Source organism: Novilysobacter viscosus, from assembly GCF_046600715.1.
GTDB classification, from domain to species: domain Bacteria; phylum Pseudomonadota; class Gammaproteobacteria; order Xanthomonadales; family Xanthomonadaceae; genus Lysobacter_C; species Lysobacter_C viscosus.
Genome location: NZ_JBJMAV010000005.1, coordinates 225,207 through 242,043, shown reverse-complemented (window position 1 = coordinate 242,043; position 16,837 = coordinate 225,207). Strand labels below are relative to the sequence as shown.

At 69.7% G+C, this 16,837-nt stretch carries 13 protein-coding genes; 8 read left to right on the top strand and 5 right to left on the bottom strand.

Going from position 1 to position 16,837, the window contains the following annotated elements; genetic code table 11:
* Positions 1 to 169 precede the first annotated feature (169 nt).
* The 5 genes from glnE to groES all read right to left on the bottom strand — a co-directional run bounded on the left by glnE (position 170) and on the right by groES (position 8,448).
* Positions 170 to 3,019, bottom strand: coding sequence for a bifunctional [glutamate--ammonia ligase]-adenylyl-L-tyrosine phosphorylase/[glutamate--ammonia-ligase] adenylyltransferase (gene glnE / locus ACJQWL_RS10015; RefSeq protein WP_330968300.1), 2,850 nt, complete (start codon positions 3,017 to 3,019; stop codon positions 170 to 172).
* Between the two features lie 192 nt (positions 3,020 to 3,211).
* Positions 3,212 to 4,153: a S8 family serine peptidase gene (locus ACJQWL_RS10010; protein ID WP_330968299.1), complete on the bottom strand. Its 942-nt coding sequence runs from the start codon at positions 4,151 to 4,153 to the stop codon at positions 3,212 to 3,214.
* A 291-nt stretch (positions 4,154 to 4,444) separates the two neighbouring features.
* A complete protein-coding gene (locus ACJQWL_RS10005; protein ID WP_330968298.1) occupies positions 4,445 to 5,809 on the bottom strand; it encodes a S8 family peptidase in 1,365 nt (454 codons plus the stop codon).
* Positions 5,810 to 6,443: 634 nt separating this feature from the next.
* Positions 6,444 to 8,087 (bottom strand): chaperonin GroEL, encoded by a 1,644-nt coding sequence (gene groL, locus ACJQWL_RS10000; RefSeq protein ID WP_330968297.1) that lies wholly within the window; start codon positions 8,085 to 8,087, stop codon positions 6,444 to 6,446.
* Between the two features lie 73 nt (positions 8,088 to 8,160).
* A complete protein-coding gene (groES, locus tag ACJQWL_RS09995) occupies positions 8,161 to 8,448 on the bottom strand; it encodes a co-chaperone GroES (RefSeq protein WP_330968296.1) in 288 nt (95 codons plus the stop codon).
* A 614-nt stretch (positions 8,449 to 9,062) separates the two neighbouring features.
* Here groES and ACJQWL_RS09990 point away from each other — a divergent pair.
* The 8 genes from ACJQWL_RS09990 (at position 9,063) to prmA (ending at position 16,784) form a co-directional block, all read left to right on the top strand.
* Positions 9,063 to 9,476, top strand: a complete 414-nt coding sequence (locus ACJQWL_RS09990; protein ID WP_330968295.1) for a helix-turn-helix domain-containing protein — start codon at positions 9,063 to 9,065, stop codon at positions 9,474 to 9,476.
* 38 nt (positions 9,477 to 9,514) lie between these two features.
* Positions 9,515 to 9,868, top strand: coding sequence for a divalent-cation tolerance protein CutA (gene cutA, locus ACJQWL_RS09985; RefSeq protein WP_330968294.1), 354 nt, complete (start codon positions 9,515 to 9,517; stop codon positions 9,866 to 9,868).
* A gap of 8 nt (positions 9,869 to 9,876) precedes the next feature.
* A complete protein-coding gene (locus ACJQWL_RS09980) occupies positions 9,877 to 12,399 on the top strand; it encodes a protein-disulfide reductase DsbD (protein ID WP_330968293.1) in 2,523 nt (840 codons plus the stop codon).
* A 5-nt stretch (positions 12,400 to 12,404) separates the two neighbouring features.
* Positions 12,405 to 13,004: a TlpA family protein disulfide reductase gene (locus tag ACJQWL_RS09975; RefSeq protein WP_330968292.1), complete on the top strand. Its 600-nt coding sequence runs from the start codon at positions 12,405 to 12,407 to the stop codon at positions 13,002 to 13,004.
* Positions 13,005 to 13,154: 150 nt separating this feature from the next.
* Positions 13,155 to 13,622, top strand: a complete 468-nt coding sequence (locus tag ACJQWL_RS09970; protein ID WP_330968291.1) for a type II 3-dehydroquinate dehydratase — start codon at positions 13,155 to 13,157, stop codon at positions 13,620 to 13,622.
* Between the two features lie 60 nt (positions 13,623 to 13,682).
* Positions 13,683 to 14,174 carry an acetyl-CoA carboxylase biotin carboxyl carrier protein gene (gene accB, locus ACJQWL_RS09965; RefSeq protein WP_330968290.1) on the top strand — a complete coding sequence of 164 codons (492 nt, stop codon included), beginning with the start codon at positions 13,683 to 13,685 and terminating at the stop codon, positions 14,172 to 14,174.
* A 174-nt stretch (positions 14,175 to 14,348) separates the two neighbouring features.
* A complete protein-coding gene (gene accC, locus ACJQWL_RS09960; RefSeq protein ID WP_330968289.1) occupies positions 14,349 to 15,716 on the top strand; it encodes an acetyl-CoA carboxylase biotin carboxylase subunit in 1,368 nt (455 codons plus the stop codon).
* A gap of 150 nt (positions 15,717 to 15,866) precedes the next feature.
* Entirely contained in the window at positions 15,867 to 16,784 is a 918-nt protein-coding gene (prmA, locus tag ACJQWL_RS09955) for a 50S ribosomal protein L11 methyltransferase (protein ID WP_330968288.1), read from the top strand.
* The last annotated feature ends 53 nt before the right edge of the window (positions 16,785 to 16,837 follow it).

Sequence of the window (16,837 nt, the reverse complement as noted above, 5' to 3'; positions counted from 1 at the left end):
TCCGGTCCGGGAATCGGTTGGGAACCGGCCCTGAAGGCAGGTAGTACCGCCTGCCCCGGCGCCTCCCGCGCATCAACCGGCAGTTCGTCGGCAAGCGCTCGAGGGCCGGCAGGAATGCGAACGGCGATCGACGGTTACCCGCTGTTGCCCGCGCACTGCCACGCTGGGCTCACTGCCCGCCCACCGGTGCGGCGGAGAAATCCAGCCCGTGGTTCTGCGCCACTTCCCGGATCGACGTGCGCGCGGTTTGGATTCCGTCATCGATGGCCACGCGCCGCGAGCGACGGTCCAGGGTGCATTCCAGCGCCCGTGCCAGCAGCGTGGCATGCGCTTCGGACAGGCGGCGCGACTCGCCCGGCTGCAACAGGCCCGCGTGTTGCGCAGCGTCCACCAGCAAGGGCGTCGCGCGCGGTTGCAGCAGCCCCGGGTCTCGCGACGCGTTTCCCAACACCAGTGCCTGCAGCAGGAACTCCAGATCGACCAGGCCGCCTTCGCCCTGCTTGAGGTCGAAGCCGTCGGCGCCACTGCGGTCCAGTTCGGCCCGCATGCGCGCCCGCATCTGCACCACGTCCGCGCGCAGCCCCGCGTGATCGCGGGGCGCGGCCAGGGTCCGGTGCCGCACCTGCTCGAACGCCGCGCACAACCCCGGGTCCCCGCCCACGCATCGCGCGCGCACCAACGCCTGGTGCTCCCACGTCCAGGCCCGGTGCGCCTGGTAGTCCGCGTACGAAGACAGGCTCGACACCAGCAGGCCGCCCGCGCCGTCGGGCCGCAACCGCACGTCGACTTCGTACAGGTGGCCCGCGCCGGTGGGCGCGCCCAGCAGGGCGACGATTTTCTGCGCCAGCCGCACGAACCAGCGGGGTGCCTCAAGCGGACGCGGGCCGTCCGACTCCGCATCCGCGGCAGCGTCATACAGGAAGACGAGGTCGAGGTCCGAACCGAAGCCCAGCTCCTCTCCTCCCAGGCTGCCGTAGCCGATCACCGCGAAGCGCGCCTGCGGGACGCGGCCATGGCGCATGGCCACTTCGCGTTCGGCCAGGGCGAGCACGCGGCGCACCACGCCGTCAGCCAGCCACGCCAGTTGGCGCGCGCTGTCGGCCGCCTCCTGGCGGCCGTCGCGCAGCGCCATCGCGATGCGGAAACCGAGCGCCTGTCGAAGTTCGTTGAGGCCCTGCAACGTGGCTTCTGTGTCGGTGCCCAGCGCGTTTTCCGGGTCGACCCCATCGCACACCTCCAGCAGCCCGGCGCGGTCGGGCAGCGGGCCCGATACACGCGCGTCCAGGAGTTCGTCCAGCAACAGCGGGTAGGCGGCCAGGCGCTCTGCCAGCAACGCGCTGTGTTCGACCACGTCCACCAGGCGCGCCAGCGCGGCCGGCTCCTCGTCGAGCAGCGCCAGGTAGGCGCTGCGACGCAGGATGTTGTGCAGCATCGCCAGCAGCCGTCGCAGGGCCAGCATGGGTTCGCCCGAGGAAGCCGCGCCGTGCAGCAGCGCCGGCATCACCCGGTCCAGGCGCGGACGCGTGGCATCGGACAGGCTCGCCACGCCGGGGCTGCGGGCGAAGTCGCGCAGGACCGCGTCGGCGGCGCTGGCATCGGCGAAGCCGGCATCGGCAAGCACCCGGGGCTCGCCGGCCTCGGGCAAGGCGTGCCAATAGCCGGCCAGGGCGTCCGGCGCGGCATGCCGACGGCGCGGCGCGAGCAAGGCATCGAATTCTTCCGACACTACTGCCCGCTGCGTTTCCAGCTCGGCCGCCAGCGACGCCCAGCCAGGATGTCCCAGGCCCCGCGCGATCCGCAGCCGATCCAACGGCTCGACGGGCACCGCGTGCACCTGGGCGTCGCGAAGCATCTGCAGGCGGTTCTCCAGCCGGCGCAGGAAGCGGTACGCAAGCGTGAGCGCTTCGCCCGCGGCCGGATCCACCTGGTGGGCCTCGACCAGCGCATCCAGGGCCTGCATCGACCCGCGCCCGCGCAGCTCCGGCTCGCGTCCGCCGCGGATCAACTGCAGTGCCTGGATGAGGAATTCGATCTCGCGGATCCCGCCCGGTCCGCGCTTGATGTCGTCGGCCAGTTCCTTGCGCGCGACCTCGGCCGCAATCGACGCCTTCATCGTACGCAGGCCGTCGAGCGCACCGAAATCCAGGTAGCGCCGGTAGACGAACGGGCGCAGCGCTTCCAGGAACCGTTCGCCGGCGTCGATGTCACCGGCGACCGGGCGCGCCTTCTGCCATGCGTAGCGCTCCCAGTCGCGGCCCTCGTGCTGGAAGTATTGCTCCATCGCGGCGAACGACCACGCCACGCGCCCGGCATTTCCGTATGGCCTGAGCCGCAGGTCGACGCGGTGGCAAAAGCCGTCGGCGGTCATTTCGTCCAGCAGCCGCCCCAGTTGCTGCGCCTGGCGGGTGAAGTAGGTCTCCGCGTCCAGCGGCCGGGCGCCGTCGGAGGCACCGCCTTCCTCGAAGCCGTAGACCAGGTCGATATCCGAGCTGAAGTTCAGCGCCTGCCCGCCCAGCTTGCCCAGCCCGAACACCACAAGTCGCTGCTCGCTGCCTGCGGCATCGCGCACCATGCCATGGCGGGCCATGGACTCGCCTTCCACCGCCGACAGCGCCAGGCGCAGGCACGACTCGGCCAGCCGGGTGCTGCCGGCCAGGGTGGCCTCGACCGTGTCCAGCCCGAGCACGTCACGCCAGACCAGGCGGGTCGACTCGGCCGCACGGAAGCGCCGCAGCTGCGTCATCCACCTTTCGCGTTCGCCCGCTTCCAGCACCGGTTCGGCGACCGGGGTGGCGGAATCATCGAGCAACACGGCCAGCAACTCCGGCTGTCGCACCAATGTGTCGATCGCGAAATCGCTGGCGGTGGCAAGGCGCTCCAGGGACACGCGCACGTTGTCGTCCCCCCGGGACGACAGGTGGGTCGCCGCATCGGCCGTATGCGTGCCACCGGGCCAGGCACCCGCCGCCTGCAGGCGTTGCAAGGCACGGGCCACCAGTTTGTCGAGCGCTTCCTGCATCCGGTGATGATGGCATGCAGCCGACAACAGGACGCCCGCCGGCGGGCGGGCGCCTGTGCCGGCCGGTCGCTTTGCGTCCGCGGCCGGCCACCTGCCGCGACGCAGGGACCTACAGGGTCTGGTCGGCGTTGATGCGGCCGCGACCGAAGTAGGCGTCGGTGCCGCGATCACCGATGTCGTCGGCATCCCGGTTCAACTCGTCCTCAACTGCGCGGGCGACATTTCACCGCCGGCCGCACCTATCAACAGTGCCGCCACGCCCGCCACGTGCGGCGCGGCCGGGCTGGTGCCGCCGGTCCGTGACCAGCCATTGTTGGAGGTGCTGAACACCAGGTCCGTGGTGTTCTGCCCGCCTGCGTAGTGCACCGCCCACGTGACCGCATGGACCAGCGCGTTGGTGTCCTGGTTGAGCGGCAACCCGCCGCGCACGCCCAGGCTCATGTTGATGACGTCGGCCCCTGCATCGGCGGCATAGACGATGCCCGACAGGATGCTGTCGAAGCTGCCGCTGCCGGTGAATGCCGAAAGCACATTGACCGCGAAGCAGTCCGCGTCCGGGGCAACCCCGATCGTGCCGAAGGCGTTGTCGGCCGCGGCCACGGTACCGGCCACGTGCGTGCCGTGGTTGAAACCCGTCGGCAGCGTGCACACCGGCTCGCCCGCCACGAACGACGCGTAGAGCGCGGCGATGTTGTTCGGGACCATGTCCGGGTAGTCGCAGTCCAGGCCCCAGTCGAGGATCGCGACCGTCGCGCCGGTGCCGCGGAAGCCACGGTTCCAGGCTTCCACCGCATCGATCGCGTCGTTGCCCCATTGGAGGTTGTAGAGGGCGTCGTTGTCGCCGCTGTCGGGCGGGTTCGCAGCGGCCTCGTCGAAGCCGAGGGTGACCGCTTCGGGTATCCCGAAGTGCAGCGCGATGTCCCTGACCGCCGAGCGGATGCCCGGGATGCGTGCCGCGCGGCCGCCGAAGCCGTCGTCGGCCTCCACGATCGCCACGCCGATCTGCGGGTAGCGCCGCAGCACCTGGCCTCCGTTGGCCTCCAACTTCCGGGACAGCGCCTGGTCGAATGCCAGGGCCTTGGCCTGGACCACGTAGGTGGCCGCCTGCGCACCGCCGGCCAACAACGCCGCCACGATGCCTGTTGCGAGGACTGGAACCTTCTTTGGTAATTCTCCGGATAACGTGCGCGACCCGGGTCGCGGTTATCTCCCCCGGTGGCGGCCATAGCGCGCGCCTGCCGGAGCGCAAGGCCGTCATCCAGGGCCCGGACCGGCCAGCCGTCCGGCAGGTGGAACGCCGACACGTCGAGTGTCAGGGCCCCTGTCCCGGGGCCACCCGGGCGCCGGCAACACCCGCCCCACCCAAAGAAAACGGGGCCACCTCGCGGCGGCCCCGTCGGCCCTCAAGCGCCTTGCGTCATCGCCTCAGAATCCCACGGCCCGCGCGGCGTTGACGCGACCATTGCCGGTGGCGGCGTCCCTGCCCGGCTTGCCCACGTCGTCGGCGGAGCGCCGCATGATGGACTCCACCTGGGAGGCCTTGATTCCCGGATGCTTTCCATAGACCAGCGCGGCGACGCCCGATACGTGCGGCGCGGCCATGCTGGTGCCGGCATTCCAGCTGTAGAAGCTCGAACCGTTGCGGACCTGGGTGGTGCTGAACACGAGATCGAACACCCAGCATGCCTGGACCACCGGACCCACCTGGCACGCTTCGTTACCGGGGTAACGGCTGTCACCGCCAGGGGCGCCGAAGTGGATCGCCGATTGCCCGTAGTTGCTGTAGCTGGCCAGCAGGTCCAGGTTGGTGTCCGGTCGCAGGGCCCAACCTTCCGGGGCCAGCGCAGACACGGTCAGGACGCCCGGCAACTGGCCCGGGAAACTGATCACGTCAGCGTCCTTGTCCAGGTCCCGGGCATCGTTGCCCGACGAGGCCACCACCAGCACTTCGTTGGCATTGGCGTACTGGATGGCGCGCTTGGTGGCGTTGATCAGGTCGGCCACTTCGTTCGCGCCCGGGCCGCCGCGCGGCAGGCCGTTGCGGATGCCCAGGCTCATGTTGATGACATTGGCGCCGTTGTCCACCGCCCAGACGATGCCCTGGATGATTCCGCTGAACGATCCACTGCCGGTGGCCGCACTCAGGACCTTCACGCCCAGCAGCTTGGCCTGCGGCGCGACGCCGATCGTGCCCATGGCGTTGTCGCTGGCCAGGATGGTGCCGGCCACGTGCGTACCGTGCGAGCTGCCCGCCGTGTTGCAGAAGGTCTCGCCCGGTACGAACGACGCGCCGCCGACCAGGTTCGGGGCAATGTCGGCATGCGTGCAGTAGATGCCGCTGTCCAGGACCGCGACCGTCGCACCCGCACCGCGGAAGCCGGCGTTCCAGGCGCCGGCGGCATCGACCGCCGCGTGCCCCCACTGCAGGTCGAAGAAGCGGTCGTCATCGCCGGAGAACGGCGGATTCATGAAGGCCTCGGCCGTGATCGGCGCGACCTCGGGTTCGGGCAGGTCCCACTGCAACTGGATGTCGCGGGTCACAGACAACACACCGGGGATCGCGCCGGCGGCCGAGGCGAATCCATCGCCACCTTCCACGATCGCCAGTCCGACCTGCGGCAGCTGCGCGGTGACCGTTCCGCCGGCCGCGCGGATGCGCTCAAGTTGCGTATTGCCCAGGCCGTTGCCGTGGGTCGTCACTACGTACGTCGCCGCCTGCGCGGTGGCCGCCGCGCCCAGTCCGATCAGGGCCAGGCCAATACTGGTGGCCAGAACACTCGCATTCTTCATGGATCCACTCCGTCAAGATTGATTGAAGCGTGCAGACGCACGCACTCCCCCGGGCGGCCGCCCCTGCCCGAAACTTTCCTGCTACAGGTTTACCGCTACGGAACCCGGCGCCCGCTCCCACCGACTGCCTGCCGGGCGCTGGGGAACGGCCGGCATTTCGCCAACCGCGTCACACTTCTACAGGGTCCGCCGCGCTGGCGCCAATGCCCTGCACGCGTCAACCGGGCGCGACAGAAGCCGCGGCGCCGTGAACGGGAGAATGGCGAGGGCGGCCCGCGATCAGCTGATGAGCGGGGAAGCGCGGCAGAGGAGGGAAGCTCGAAGACGAACCGGCCGTTTCCCGAGGCGGAGCCCGGAAGCCCTGCAGACAAGGCATAAAAAAGGCCCGCCCCGGTCGAACCGGTAGCGGGCCCTGCTCCCTCCCCCACGTCGGGACGCAGGTCGATCGTGAAGGAATCGTTAGGACCATTGCACGCTGCAGTGCAAAAAAGAACCGGGCGGTTCAGAAAGAGCGCCGGCGGCCTGTCCAGTGCCGCGCGGTGCAGCGGCAGTTTCGCCCTCAAGCCATGCCAGGGAATGCCCAAAGAAAAGGCCCGCACGAAGCGGGCCTCTTCCTGACAGACGTGGGGGCGAATCAGAAATCCATGCCGCCCATGCCGCCCATGCCGCCACCCATGCCGCCGCCGGCAGGCTCGTCCTTCTTCGGCACTTCGCCCACCATCGCCTCGGTGGTGATCATCAGGCCGGCGATCGACGCCGCGTTCTGCAGCGCGGTGCGGGTCACCTTGGTCGGGTCCAGGATGCCGGCTTCCAGCATGTCGACGTACTCGCCGGTGGCCGCGTTGTAGCCGTAGGCGCCCGAACCGTCCTTGACCTTGTTGACGATGACCGACGGCTCTTCGCCGGCATTGGTCACGATCTCGCGCAGCGGTGCTTCCATCGCGCGCAGGGCGATGGCGATGCCGTGGTTCTGGTCTTCGTTGGCACCCTTGAGCTCGCCGATCGACGCCAGCGCACGGATCAGGGCGACGCCGCCACCCGGGACGATGCCTTCCTCGACCGCGGCGCGCGTGGCGTGCAGTGCGTCCTCGACGCGGGCCTTCTTCTCCTTCATTTCGATCTCGGTCGATGCGCCGACCTTGATCACCGCCACGCCGCCGGCCAGCTTGGCCACGCGCTCCTGCAGCTTCTCGCGGTCGTAGTCCGAGGAGGTCTCCTCGATCTGCGCCTTGATCTGCTTGATGCGGCCCTCGATGCCCGAGGTCTCGCCGGCGCCGTCGATGATGGTGGTGTTCTCCTTGGAGACCTGCACCTTCTTCGCGCGGCCCAGGTCGGCGATGGTCGCCTTCTCCAGCTGCAGGCCGACTTCCTCGGAGATCACGGTGCCGCCGGTCAGCACGGCCATGTCCTCGAGCATCGACTTGCGACGGTCACCGAAGCCCGGCGCCTTCACGGCGCAGACCTTGACGATGCCGCGGATGGTGTTGACCACCAGGGTTGCCAGTGCCTCGCCTTCGACTTCCTCGGCGACGATCAGCAGCGGCTTGCCGGCCTTGGCCACACCTTCCAGCACGGGCAGCAGGTCGCGGACGTTGGAGATCTTCTTGTCGTACAGCAGGATGAAGGGGTCTTCCAGCTCGGCCTGCATCGACTGCTGGTTGTTGATGAAGTACGGGCTCAGGTAGCCGCGGTCGAACTGCATGCCCTCGACCACGTCGAGCTCGTTCTCCAGGCCCGAACCGTCTTCGACGGTGATCACGCCTTCCTTGCCGACCTTGTCCATCGCCTGGGCGATGAGGTCACCGATGTTGGCGTCGGAGTTGGCCGAGATCGCGCCGACCTGGGCGATTTCCTTGGACGTCGACGACGGACGCGAAATGCTCTTGAGCTCGGCGACCGCGGCGGTGACCGCCTTGTCGATGCCGCGCTTGAGGTCCATCGGGTTCATGCCGGCGGCGACCGCCTTCATGCCCTCGCGGATCAGCGCCTGGGCCAGCACGGTGGCGGTGGTGGTGCCATCACCGGCGATGTCGGAGGTCTTGGAAGCGACTTCCTTGACCATCTGCGCGCCCATGTTCTCGAACTTGTCGGCCAGCTCGATCTCCTTGGCGACGGACACGCCGTCCTTGGTGATCGTCGGCGCGCCGAAGCTCTTCTCGAGCACGACGTTGCGGCCCTTCGGGCCGAGCGTGGCCTTGACGGCATTGGCGAGGGTATTGACGCCGCGCAGCATCTTTGCGCGCGCGTCCTCACCGAAACGGATTTCCTTGGCAGCCATGTTTTGGAACCTCTAAAGCGGGAATGGGGAATTGGGAACAGGGAAGCAGTGGCGGGCGAGCCCGCCCCGGCGATCAGCCGAGGATCGCGAAGATGTCGTCTTCCTTCACCACCAGCAGGTCGGTGCCGTCGAGCTTCACCTCGGTGCCGCTGTACTTGCCGAACAGGACCTTGTCGCCGACCTTGACCTTCGGCGCGCGCACGCTGCCGTTGTCCAGGTGCTTGCCCTCGCCAACGGCGACGATCTCGCCCTTGATCGGCTTCTCGGTGGCCGAGTCTGGGATCACGATGCCGCCTGCGGACATCTTTTCTTCTTCCATGCGCTTGATGACCACGCGGTCGTAGAGCGGCTTGATATTCATGGGGCAACCCCTAAGTGTTTGAATGGGTGGGAAAAGAACGGGAATTTTAGCAGTCGCCCCGGCCGAGTGCCAAGGCCTGGGACGACAGCGCCCGGCAAGCGCCGGGACTGCGGGGTAAATGGGGTGGCCCTGGAGGCTTTCAAGGGGGGGGGGTGGTGCGAAGGCCCAATCGGCGTGGGCCATCGGCGTGGACCAAGGTCAGGACCCGGCGGACATGCAGGGGGCACCGCTGTGAGGCGGCCTGGCCGGCCTGCCGGCGCAAAGCCTGGCACCCGGGCGAACGCAGGAAAAGAAAGAGCGCGTCCCCGAAGCGACGCGCTCTTTCACGGTATGGAGATGGCATCCAAGCGCAGCGTGTCCTTCGCCCCTCCCCTGACCAGACACCCCTTGTCCAAGCCGACTTCCGTGTCGGCCGGGAGGAATAGTGCGCATTCCGGTGCGGGGCCACCAGCACCCCGGAGTGGGATTTCAGAGACTATCGGTAGCATCGGGTTGTGACGGCGGTCGTGGATCTGCTGCCTTTTAACGGCTTCAGCACACAATGTGACTGTTGGTAGCCGCTTGATGGCAATATTGGTATCGTCGTTACTTTCGGACACCTGCCGGAGTTGGCCATGACCCCACAGCAACGCATCCGCCTGGCCCGCCGCCATGCCGGGCTGTCGCAAGCGGCCCTGGCCAACGCGGTGGGCGTACAGCGCAGCGCGGTCAGCCATTGGGAGGCGACGCCCGGCAAGTCGCCCAGCGCCAGCCACCTGCGCGAGGCGGCGATGGCCACCGGCGTCCAGTACGAATGGCTGGCAACCGGCCGCGGCCGCATGACGTTGTCACAGGACGTGGCGATGGACTCGGTGGCTGCCGCCGACGCCATGCTGGTGGAAGATCCCTTCGAGCTTCGGCTGCTGGCCGCCTTCCGCGAAAGTCCGATGCTGGCCCGCGCGCCGCTGGTGGAGGTGGTCGAACAATTGGCCCAGCAGCGTGTCGGCCGCGGCCGGGGACACGAGTCGCGGCGCCCGGCGACCGGCTGATGCCGGCGCCGGACCGGGTGCGCCGGTAGAATCGGCGGATGTCCGTGGTCATCGTCCATTGCGCCTGCCCCGACGCCGCTACCGCCGACCGGTTGGCGCGGGCACTGGTCGACGAGCGCCTTGCCGCCTGCGCCAGCGTCCTTCCGGGCATGCGCTCGACCTACCGCTGGCAGGGAAGGGTGGAGCAGGCCGACGAGGTCCTGCTGCTGGCGAAGACCACCGACGCGTGCCTGCAGGCCTGCACCGACCGGCTGCAGGCAATGCACCCCTATGAACTGCCCGAGGTGATCGCGGTCGAAGCCGCCGGTGGCCTGTTGCCGTACCTGGCCTGGGTCGCCGACGAGACCCGCCCCGATCCGCTGCAAACTTCGCTGCAAACCGAACCAGGTTGAATTCCGCCGTGCCCGATCCTTCCGTGTTCGACCCCGCCCTGCCCGCCCCCGCTGCCACGATGCGCGCGCCTGAACCCGTCCTGGCGCGAGTCCTGCGCGGGTGGGTCGGGTTCGCCTGCCTGCTGGCGCTGGCGCTGTTCCCCGCACTGGCGTTCGCGGTTGACGAGGAGGACCTGCTCCCCGTGGACGAGGCATTCGTGCTCTCGGCCCGGGCGGTGGCACCGGACCGCATCGAGGTGCGCTGGCGCATCGCCGAGGGCTACTACCTCTACCGCCACCGCACCTCGGTGGCCGCAAGCGGGTTCGATGCCGGCACCCTCCAGCTTCCGCCGGGCAAGGCTTACCAAGACGAGTTCTTCGGCAAGGTCGAGACCTACCGGGGCCAACTGGTCGCGACCCTGCCGGGCCAGGCCCGGGGTCCGACGGCGACGCTGACCGTGAAGTACCAGGGCTGCGCGGACGCGGGCGTCTGCTACCCACCACAGACGCGCACGCTGGCCGTCGCGATCCCCGCCGGCGGACGGGCTTCCAGCGGGCTGCTCCCCGGCAGCGGCGTGCGCGGCGGCAACGCGCTGCTCGGTGGCGCCACGTCCGGGGGCACGGACGCACTGCCGCTGCCGCCGGAACAGGCGTTCGGCTTCGAGGCCATCGCCGATGGCGGCAACCGGCTGCTGCTGCGCTTCACCCCGGCCGCGGGCTATTACCTGTATCGCGACCAGACCACGTTGCGCATCGAGGGCGAAACCGCGCGCCGCGAGGGCATTCGCGCGGCCGCACCGCAATGGCCTGCCGGCACCCGCCACCGGGACGGGTACTTCGGCACCACCACCGTGTTCTTCGACCAGGTCGACGTGCCGCTGCCGCTGCTGCGCACCGGCACCGGGGGCGGGCGGATCGAGGTGGTCGCCGGGTTCCAGGGCTGCCAGGCCGACGGCATCTGTTACCCGCCGATGACGCGCACGGTGTCGCTCGAGCTGCCGCCGGGACGCGCCACGGGCGGCACTGGCATCGAGCCGGCCGCAGCTGTCCCTCCGGGAGCTTCCGGCACGGGCATCGGCGACAGCGGCGCGGTGGACGCAACGGTGCCCACTCCACCGGCGGATCCGGCTGCGCTTGCCGCCGCGCCGCCCGACGGCAGCGCAGGCTCCGAGACACGTCCCCGCGACGCGGGCCAGGGCAGTGCAGGCGATGCCGGCAGCGCCAGCCTGCTCGCCGAGGACAGTCGACTGGCCGCCGCCCTCGCCGGGCCGCATCGCGCATGGGCCCTGCTGGTGTTCTTCGGACTCGGCCTGGGCCTGGCGTTCACCCCGTGCGTGCTGCCGATGATCCCGATCCTTTCGGGGCTGATCGCCGGCCACGGCCCGGGGTTGGGTGCGCGCCGCGCCGCCGCGCTCTCGCTGGTCTACGTGCTGGCCAACGCGCTGGTGTTCACCGCCGCGGGGGTACTGGCGGGCCTGGCCGGCGCCAACCTGCAGATCGCCTTCCAGACACCGTGGGTGATCGTCGCCTTCTCGCTGCTGTTCGTGGTGCTTGCCTTGTCGAGTTTCGGCCTGTACGAGCTGCAGCTTCCGGCCGGCCTGCGCAGCCGGCTTGGCGAGGTCGCCGACCGCCAACGTGGCGGCTCGTGGACGGGGGTGGCGGTGATGGGCGCGCTTTCGGCGCTGATCGTGGGGCCGTGCGTGGCACCACCGCTTGCCGGCGCGGTGCTCTACATCGGCCAGACCCAGGACCCGGTCTTCGGAGGCGCGGCGCTGTTCGCACTGGCAATGGGCATGGGCGCGCCGCTGATCGCATTCGGCGTGGCGGCCGGACGCGGGTTGCCGACCAACGGACCGTGGATGGTCGCGATCCAGCGCGCGTTCGGATTCGTATTCCTGGGCCTGGCGGTGTGGATGCTGTCGCGGATCCTGCCGGCGCCTGCCACCCTGGCCCTTTGGGGCGTGCTGCTGCTGGGCGCGGCGGCGACCGTCGGGGTGACCGTGGCGGGCAGGACCGGCCTGCACCCGGGCCGGCGCGCAATGCTGGCAACCCTGGCCCTGCTGCTGGGTGTCACCGGAGGCGCACAACTGGTCGGGGCCATGGCCGGTGGGCGCGACCCGTTGCAGCCACTGGCCGGGTTGGGCACGGGTTCGGCGCAGGCGGCCGAGCTGCCGTTCCGGATGATCAAGTCCGGCCAGGACCTCGACGCGGCCATCGCCTCCGCGCGCCAGTCCGGCCAGCCCCTGATGCTGGATTTCTATGCCGACTGGTGCGTGTCGTGCAAGGAAATGGAGAAGTACACCTTCCCCGAACCGGTGGTACACGACGCGCTGGACGGCTTCATGCTGGTCAAGGCCGACGTCACCGCCAACGACGCGATCGACCAGGCTTTGATGCAGCGGCTGGGGATCATCGGTCCGCCGGCCACGCTGTATTTCATCGACGGCCGCGAACGCCGTGACCTGCGATTGTTCGGCTTCGAGAAGGCGCCCGCCTTCGCCGAACGTGCCCGTCTCGCGCGCGCGCCGGCCCCTGCGGCGGCGGAGCCCTGATGGCGATGTCCGGCACCCCCAAAGTGCTGCTGGTCGCGCTGGCGGCGGGCCTGCTCGGGGTGGGCGCCGGGCTGGTGGTCAACGGCCCCGGCCCGCTGCTGCGGACGGAGGCGGGTCAATGGGCCCTCAATGCCGCCGCCGCAGCCAGCTCGCCCGCACCGCCGGCGGGGGTCCAGGTCGCGCGACGCGGCCAGGCCATTCCCCGGGTGCGGGTGGCGCTGCTGGACGGCGGCACCCTGGCGCTGCCCGACGACTTCGCGGGTCGCCCCGTGCTGGTGAACCTGTGGGCCAGCTGGTGCGGCCCGTGCATCGAGGAGATGCCGGAACTGGAACGCTTTGCCGCCAGCCAGGGCGAGGCGGGCACCGGCGTGGTCGGCATCGCCCTGGACGACGCCGCCGCCGTGCGCGACTTCCTGGCGAGGATCCCGGTCAGCTACCCGATCGCGCTGGACGCGGCCGGCCCCGGCGACGCCGGCGTGCAGCTCGGCAACCCGAAGGGCGTGCTGCCCTACACGGCCCTGATCGACGCGAGTGGCCGCCTGGTGAAGCAGCGGATCGGGCCCTTCGAGCACGGCGAAATCGATGGCTGGGCGCGGCTGGAGTGAGCCGGGAGGCCTGACCGCCCGCCGCCACTCGCACGGGCCCGACTCAAACGCCTGCTTAAATCGCGGCAACTTCGCCGATTCTGCGGCGAACGTCTGGACAGTTCAGCAACGCTCGCGCACACTCCGGCCTTTCCGTCATCCTGCGGCCCCATGGCGAAACTGCTGGCCCTGCACGGCCCCAACCTCAACCTGCTTGGCGAACGCGAGCCGACCCTCTACGGGCGCACCACGCTGGCGCAGATCGACGCGGCGCTGTGCGCGGGCGTGGAGGCGGCCGGCCACGGCTTCGACAGCCTGCAGTCCAACGCTGAGCACGTGCTGGTGGAGCGCGTCCAGGCCGCCCGCCACGATGGCACCGCGCTGATCCTGATCAACCCGGCCGCCTTCACCCATACCAGCGTCGCCCTGCGCGACGCGCTCGCCGCCGTCGAAGTGCCCTTCATCGAAGTGCACCTGACCAATCCGCACAGCCGCGAGCCGTTCCGCCGCCACAGCTATTTCAGCGACCTCGCCCTGGGCGTGGTCGCCGGCTTCGGCGAGCACAGCTACCGATTCGCCCTGGACGCCGCGGTGGCCTGGCTGGACAACCACGCCAGCGCCCGCCGCAAGCCGTCCTGACGGCCGCAACCCGCATCCGCATCCACGCCCCGCACCGCGGGGCCCACCCAGAGGCCCGCCATGGACCTGCGCAAGATCAAGAAGCTCATCGACCTGCTCGAGGAGTCCAACCTCGCCGAAATCGAGATCAAGGAAGGCGAGGAGTCCGTCCGCCTGGCACGCACCCCCCGCGGCGGCACCACGGCCGCGCCCGCCGTCCACTACGCCCCCGCGCCGATGGCCCCGATGCCGATGCATTCGCCCACCGAGGCGGCCACCGGCGGCGGCAAGCCCGGCGCCGACGCCAACGCCAACGCCAACGCGCAGTCGATGCCAGACGGCCACGTCATGCGCGCGCCGATGGTCGGCACCTTCTATACCTCGCCCTCCCCTGACAAGCCGGCCTTCGTCGCGGTGGGCCAGGCGGTCAAGGCGGGCGAGACGCTGGCGATCATCGAGGCGATGAAGATGTTCAACCCGATCGAGGCCGATGTTTCCGGCACCGTCATCAAGGTGATGGCCGAGAACGGCCAGCCGGTCGAGTTCGACCAGCCGCTGTTCGTCATTGGGTGAAGCGGACACGGGGAACCGGGAACCGGGAAGCGGCCTTGGCCGCGGCACCGATCGCCTGCGTCGCCACACGCTTCCACGAAGTGAATCCCGGGCACCGGGACGGCAACACGGCATTCGGCGCTCCTGCCCGGCCCCTGTTACCCACTCCCTGCGCCCGTCTTTGAGGTCAGCTCCATGCTCGACAAAGTCGTCATCGCCAACCGGGGCGAAATCGCGCTGCGCATCCTGCGCGCGTGCCACGCCCTGGGCATCCGCACCGTCGCCGTGCACTCCACGGTCGACCGCAACCTCAAGCACGTGGCCATGGCCGACGAGTCGGTCTGCATCGGTCCGGCGCCGTCCACCGACAGTTACCTCAACATGGCGCAGATCATCGCCGCCGCCGAGGTCACCGACGCGCAGGCGATCCACCCGGGCTACGGCTTCCTGAGCGAGAACGCCGATTTCGCCGAGCGGGTGGAGGAGTCGGGCTTCATCTTCATCGGCCCGCGGGCGGAAACCATCCGCCTGATGGGCGACAAGGTCGAAGCGATCCGCGCGATGAAGGAAGCCGGCGTCCCGTGCGTGCCCGGCAGCGGCGGCCCGCTGGGCGACGACGCGACGGCCAACACCAAGATCGCGCGCGAGATCGGGTACCCGGTCATCGTCAAGGCGGCCGGCGGCGGCGGCGGACGCGGGATGCGCGTGGTCCACACCGAAGCGCACCTGCACAGCGCCGTCCAGACCACCAAGTCAGAGGCCAAGGCCGCGTTCGGCAACGACATGGTCTACATGGAGAAGTTCCTGGAGAACCCGCGCCACGTGGAGATCCAGGTGCTGGCCGACGGCCAGGGCAACGCCATCCACCTGGGCGAGCGCGACTGCTCGATGCAGCGCCGCCACCAGAAGGTCGTCGAGGAGGCCCCGGCACCCGGCATCACCCCCGAGCAGCGCGCGGAGATCGGCAAGGTCTGCACCGAGGCCTGCATCCGCATCGGCTACCGCGGCGCCGGCACGTTCGAGTTCCTGTTCGAGAACGGGCGCTTCTACTTCATCGAGATGAACACCCGCATCCAGGTCGAGCACCCGGTCACCGAGATGGTCACCGGCATCGACCTCGTGCGCGAGCAGCTGATGATCGCCGCCGGCCAGCCGTTGTCGATCCGCCAGCAGGACGTGGTGCTGGATGGCCATGCGATCGAGTGCCGGATCAACGCCGAGGATCCGGACACGTTCATGCCCAGCCCCGGCCTGATCGCACACTTCCACGCCCCGGGCGGCCCGGGCGTGCGGGTGGACAGCCACATCTACGAGGGCTACCGCGTCCCGCCCAACTACGACTCGATGATCGGCAAGCTGATCGTGCACGGCGCCACCCGCGAGCAGGCCATCTGCCGCATGCGCGTGGCACTGAGCGAAATGGTGGTGGACGGGATCAAGACCAATGTCCCGCTGCAGCAACGCATCCTGTCGGACATCGGCTTCCAGCAGGGCGGGCAGAACATCCACTACCTCGAGAAGCGGCTCAAGGAACAGAAGGAAAAGTCGCTGTCGATCGTGTGAGCCCGCTTCCGTAGGAGCGGCTTCAGCCGCGATCGCACCCCGGTGCCGGTGCAGTAGCTACGCGAGTCGCGAGCCCGTGACCCGCGCCGACGGCACGATCGCGACTCACGTCGCTCCTACAATGGGCGACCCGACCCCACGCCCCACGCCATGCCCTTCCTCGAACTCACCCTCCCCTGCAGCCAGGTGCAGCAGCCGCGCTGCGAGCGTGCGCTGGAAAGCGTCGGCGCGCTGTCGGTGACCTTGGCCGACGCGCACGCGGATGAGCCCGATGAGCAGGCGATCTTCGAGCCGGGCGTGGGGCAGACGCCGTTGTGGAACGAGATGCGGCTGACAGCGCTGTTCCCCGATGGCACGCCTGCCGGGTTGCTGCTGCACGCGCTGCAGGCCGCCGACGAAGGCATCGACTGGTCGCGCGCGGTGTTCCAGGACGTCGCCGACCAGGATTGGGAACGTGCGTGGATGGACCAGTACGTGCCGCTGCAATTCGGCCGGCGCACCTGGATCGTGCCGTGGAACCACCCCCTGCCGGCGGGTGCGGATACCGCCGATGCCGCCGTGGTCCGGCTGGACCCCGGCCTGGCGTTCGGCTCGGGGACCCACCCCACCACCGCGCTGTGCCTGCAGTGGCTGGACGAACTGGCCGACGAGGGCGCGCTGGACGGCGCGCGCGTGCTGGATTTCGGCTGCGGCTCGGGGATCCTCGCACTGGCCGCGCTCAAGCTGGGCGCGCGCGATGCAACCGGGATCGACAACGATCCGCAGGCCATCACCGCCACCCTCGACAACGCCCGGCGCAACGGCGAGCAGGACCGGCTGTCGGCAACGCTGCCGGAGGACGCGGCCGACGGCGTGTATCCGGTGGTGGTGGCCAACATCCTCGCTTCGGCGCTGGTCGACTTGGCGGACGTCATCGCCGCCCGTGTCGCCCCGGGTGGCCACATCGCGCTGTCGGGGATCCTGGCCGGGCAGGAGCACGAGGTCATCGCGCGCTATGCGCGCGACTTCGACCACCTGCAGGCGCAAGGGCTTGATGACTGGATGCGCGTGAGCGGCCGCCGCCGCTGAAACCGCCTCTTTTTGTAGGAGCGGCTTCAGCCGCGATCACCCCTCCGAGAGAC

Excerpts from the sequence above, each read along its gene's own strand:
- glnE (WP_330968300.1), bottom strand. The coding sequence starts at position 3,019 with ATGCAGGAAGCGCTCGACAAACTGGTGGCCCGTGCCTTGCAACGCCTG.
- ACJQWL_RS10005 (WP_330968298.1), bottom strand. The coding sequence starts at position 5,809 with ATGAAGAATGCGAGTGTTCTGGCCACCAGTATTGGCCTGGCCCTGATC.
- groL (WP_330968297.1), bottom strand. The coding sequence starts at position 8,087 with ATGGCTGCCAAGGAAATCCGTTTCGGTGAGGACGCGCGCGCAAAGATG.
- groES (WP_330968296.1), bottom strand. The coding sequence starts at position 8,448 with ATGAATATCAAGCCGCTCTACGACCGCGTGGTCATCAAGCGCATGGAA.
- ACJQWL_RS09990 (WP_330968295.1), top strand. The coding sequence starts at position 9,063 with ATGACCCCACAGCAACGCATCCGCCTGGCCCGCCGCCATGCCGGGCTG.
- cutA (WP_330968294.1), top strand. The coding sequence starts at position 9,515 with ATGTCCGTGGTCATCGTCCATTGCGCCTGCCCCGACGCCGCTACCGCC.
- ACJQWL_RS09975 (WP_330968292.1), top strand. The coding sequence starts at position 12,405 with ATGTCCGGCACCCCCAAAGTGCTGCTGGTCGCGCTGGCGGCGGGCCTG.
- ACJQWL_RS09970 (WP_330968291.1), top strand. The coding sequence starts at position 13,155 with ATGGCGAAACTGCTGGCCCTGCACGGCCCCAACCTCAACCTGCTTGGC.
- accB (WP_330968290.1), top strand. The coding sequence starts at position 13,683 with ATGGACCTGCGCAAGATCAAGAAGCTCATCGACCTGCTCGAGGAGTCC.
- accC (WP_330968289.1), top strand. The coding sequence starts at position 14,349 with ATGCTCGACAAAGTCGTCATCGCCAACCGGGGCGAAATCGCGCTGCGC.
- prmA (WP_330968288.1), top strand. The coding sequence starts at position 15,867 with ATGCCCTTCCTCGAACTCACCCTCCCCTGCAGCCAGGTGCAGCAGCCG.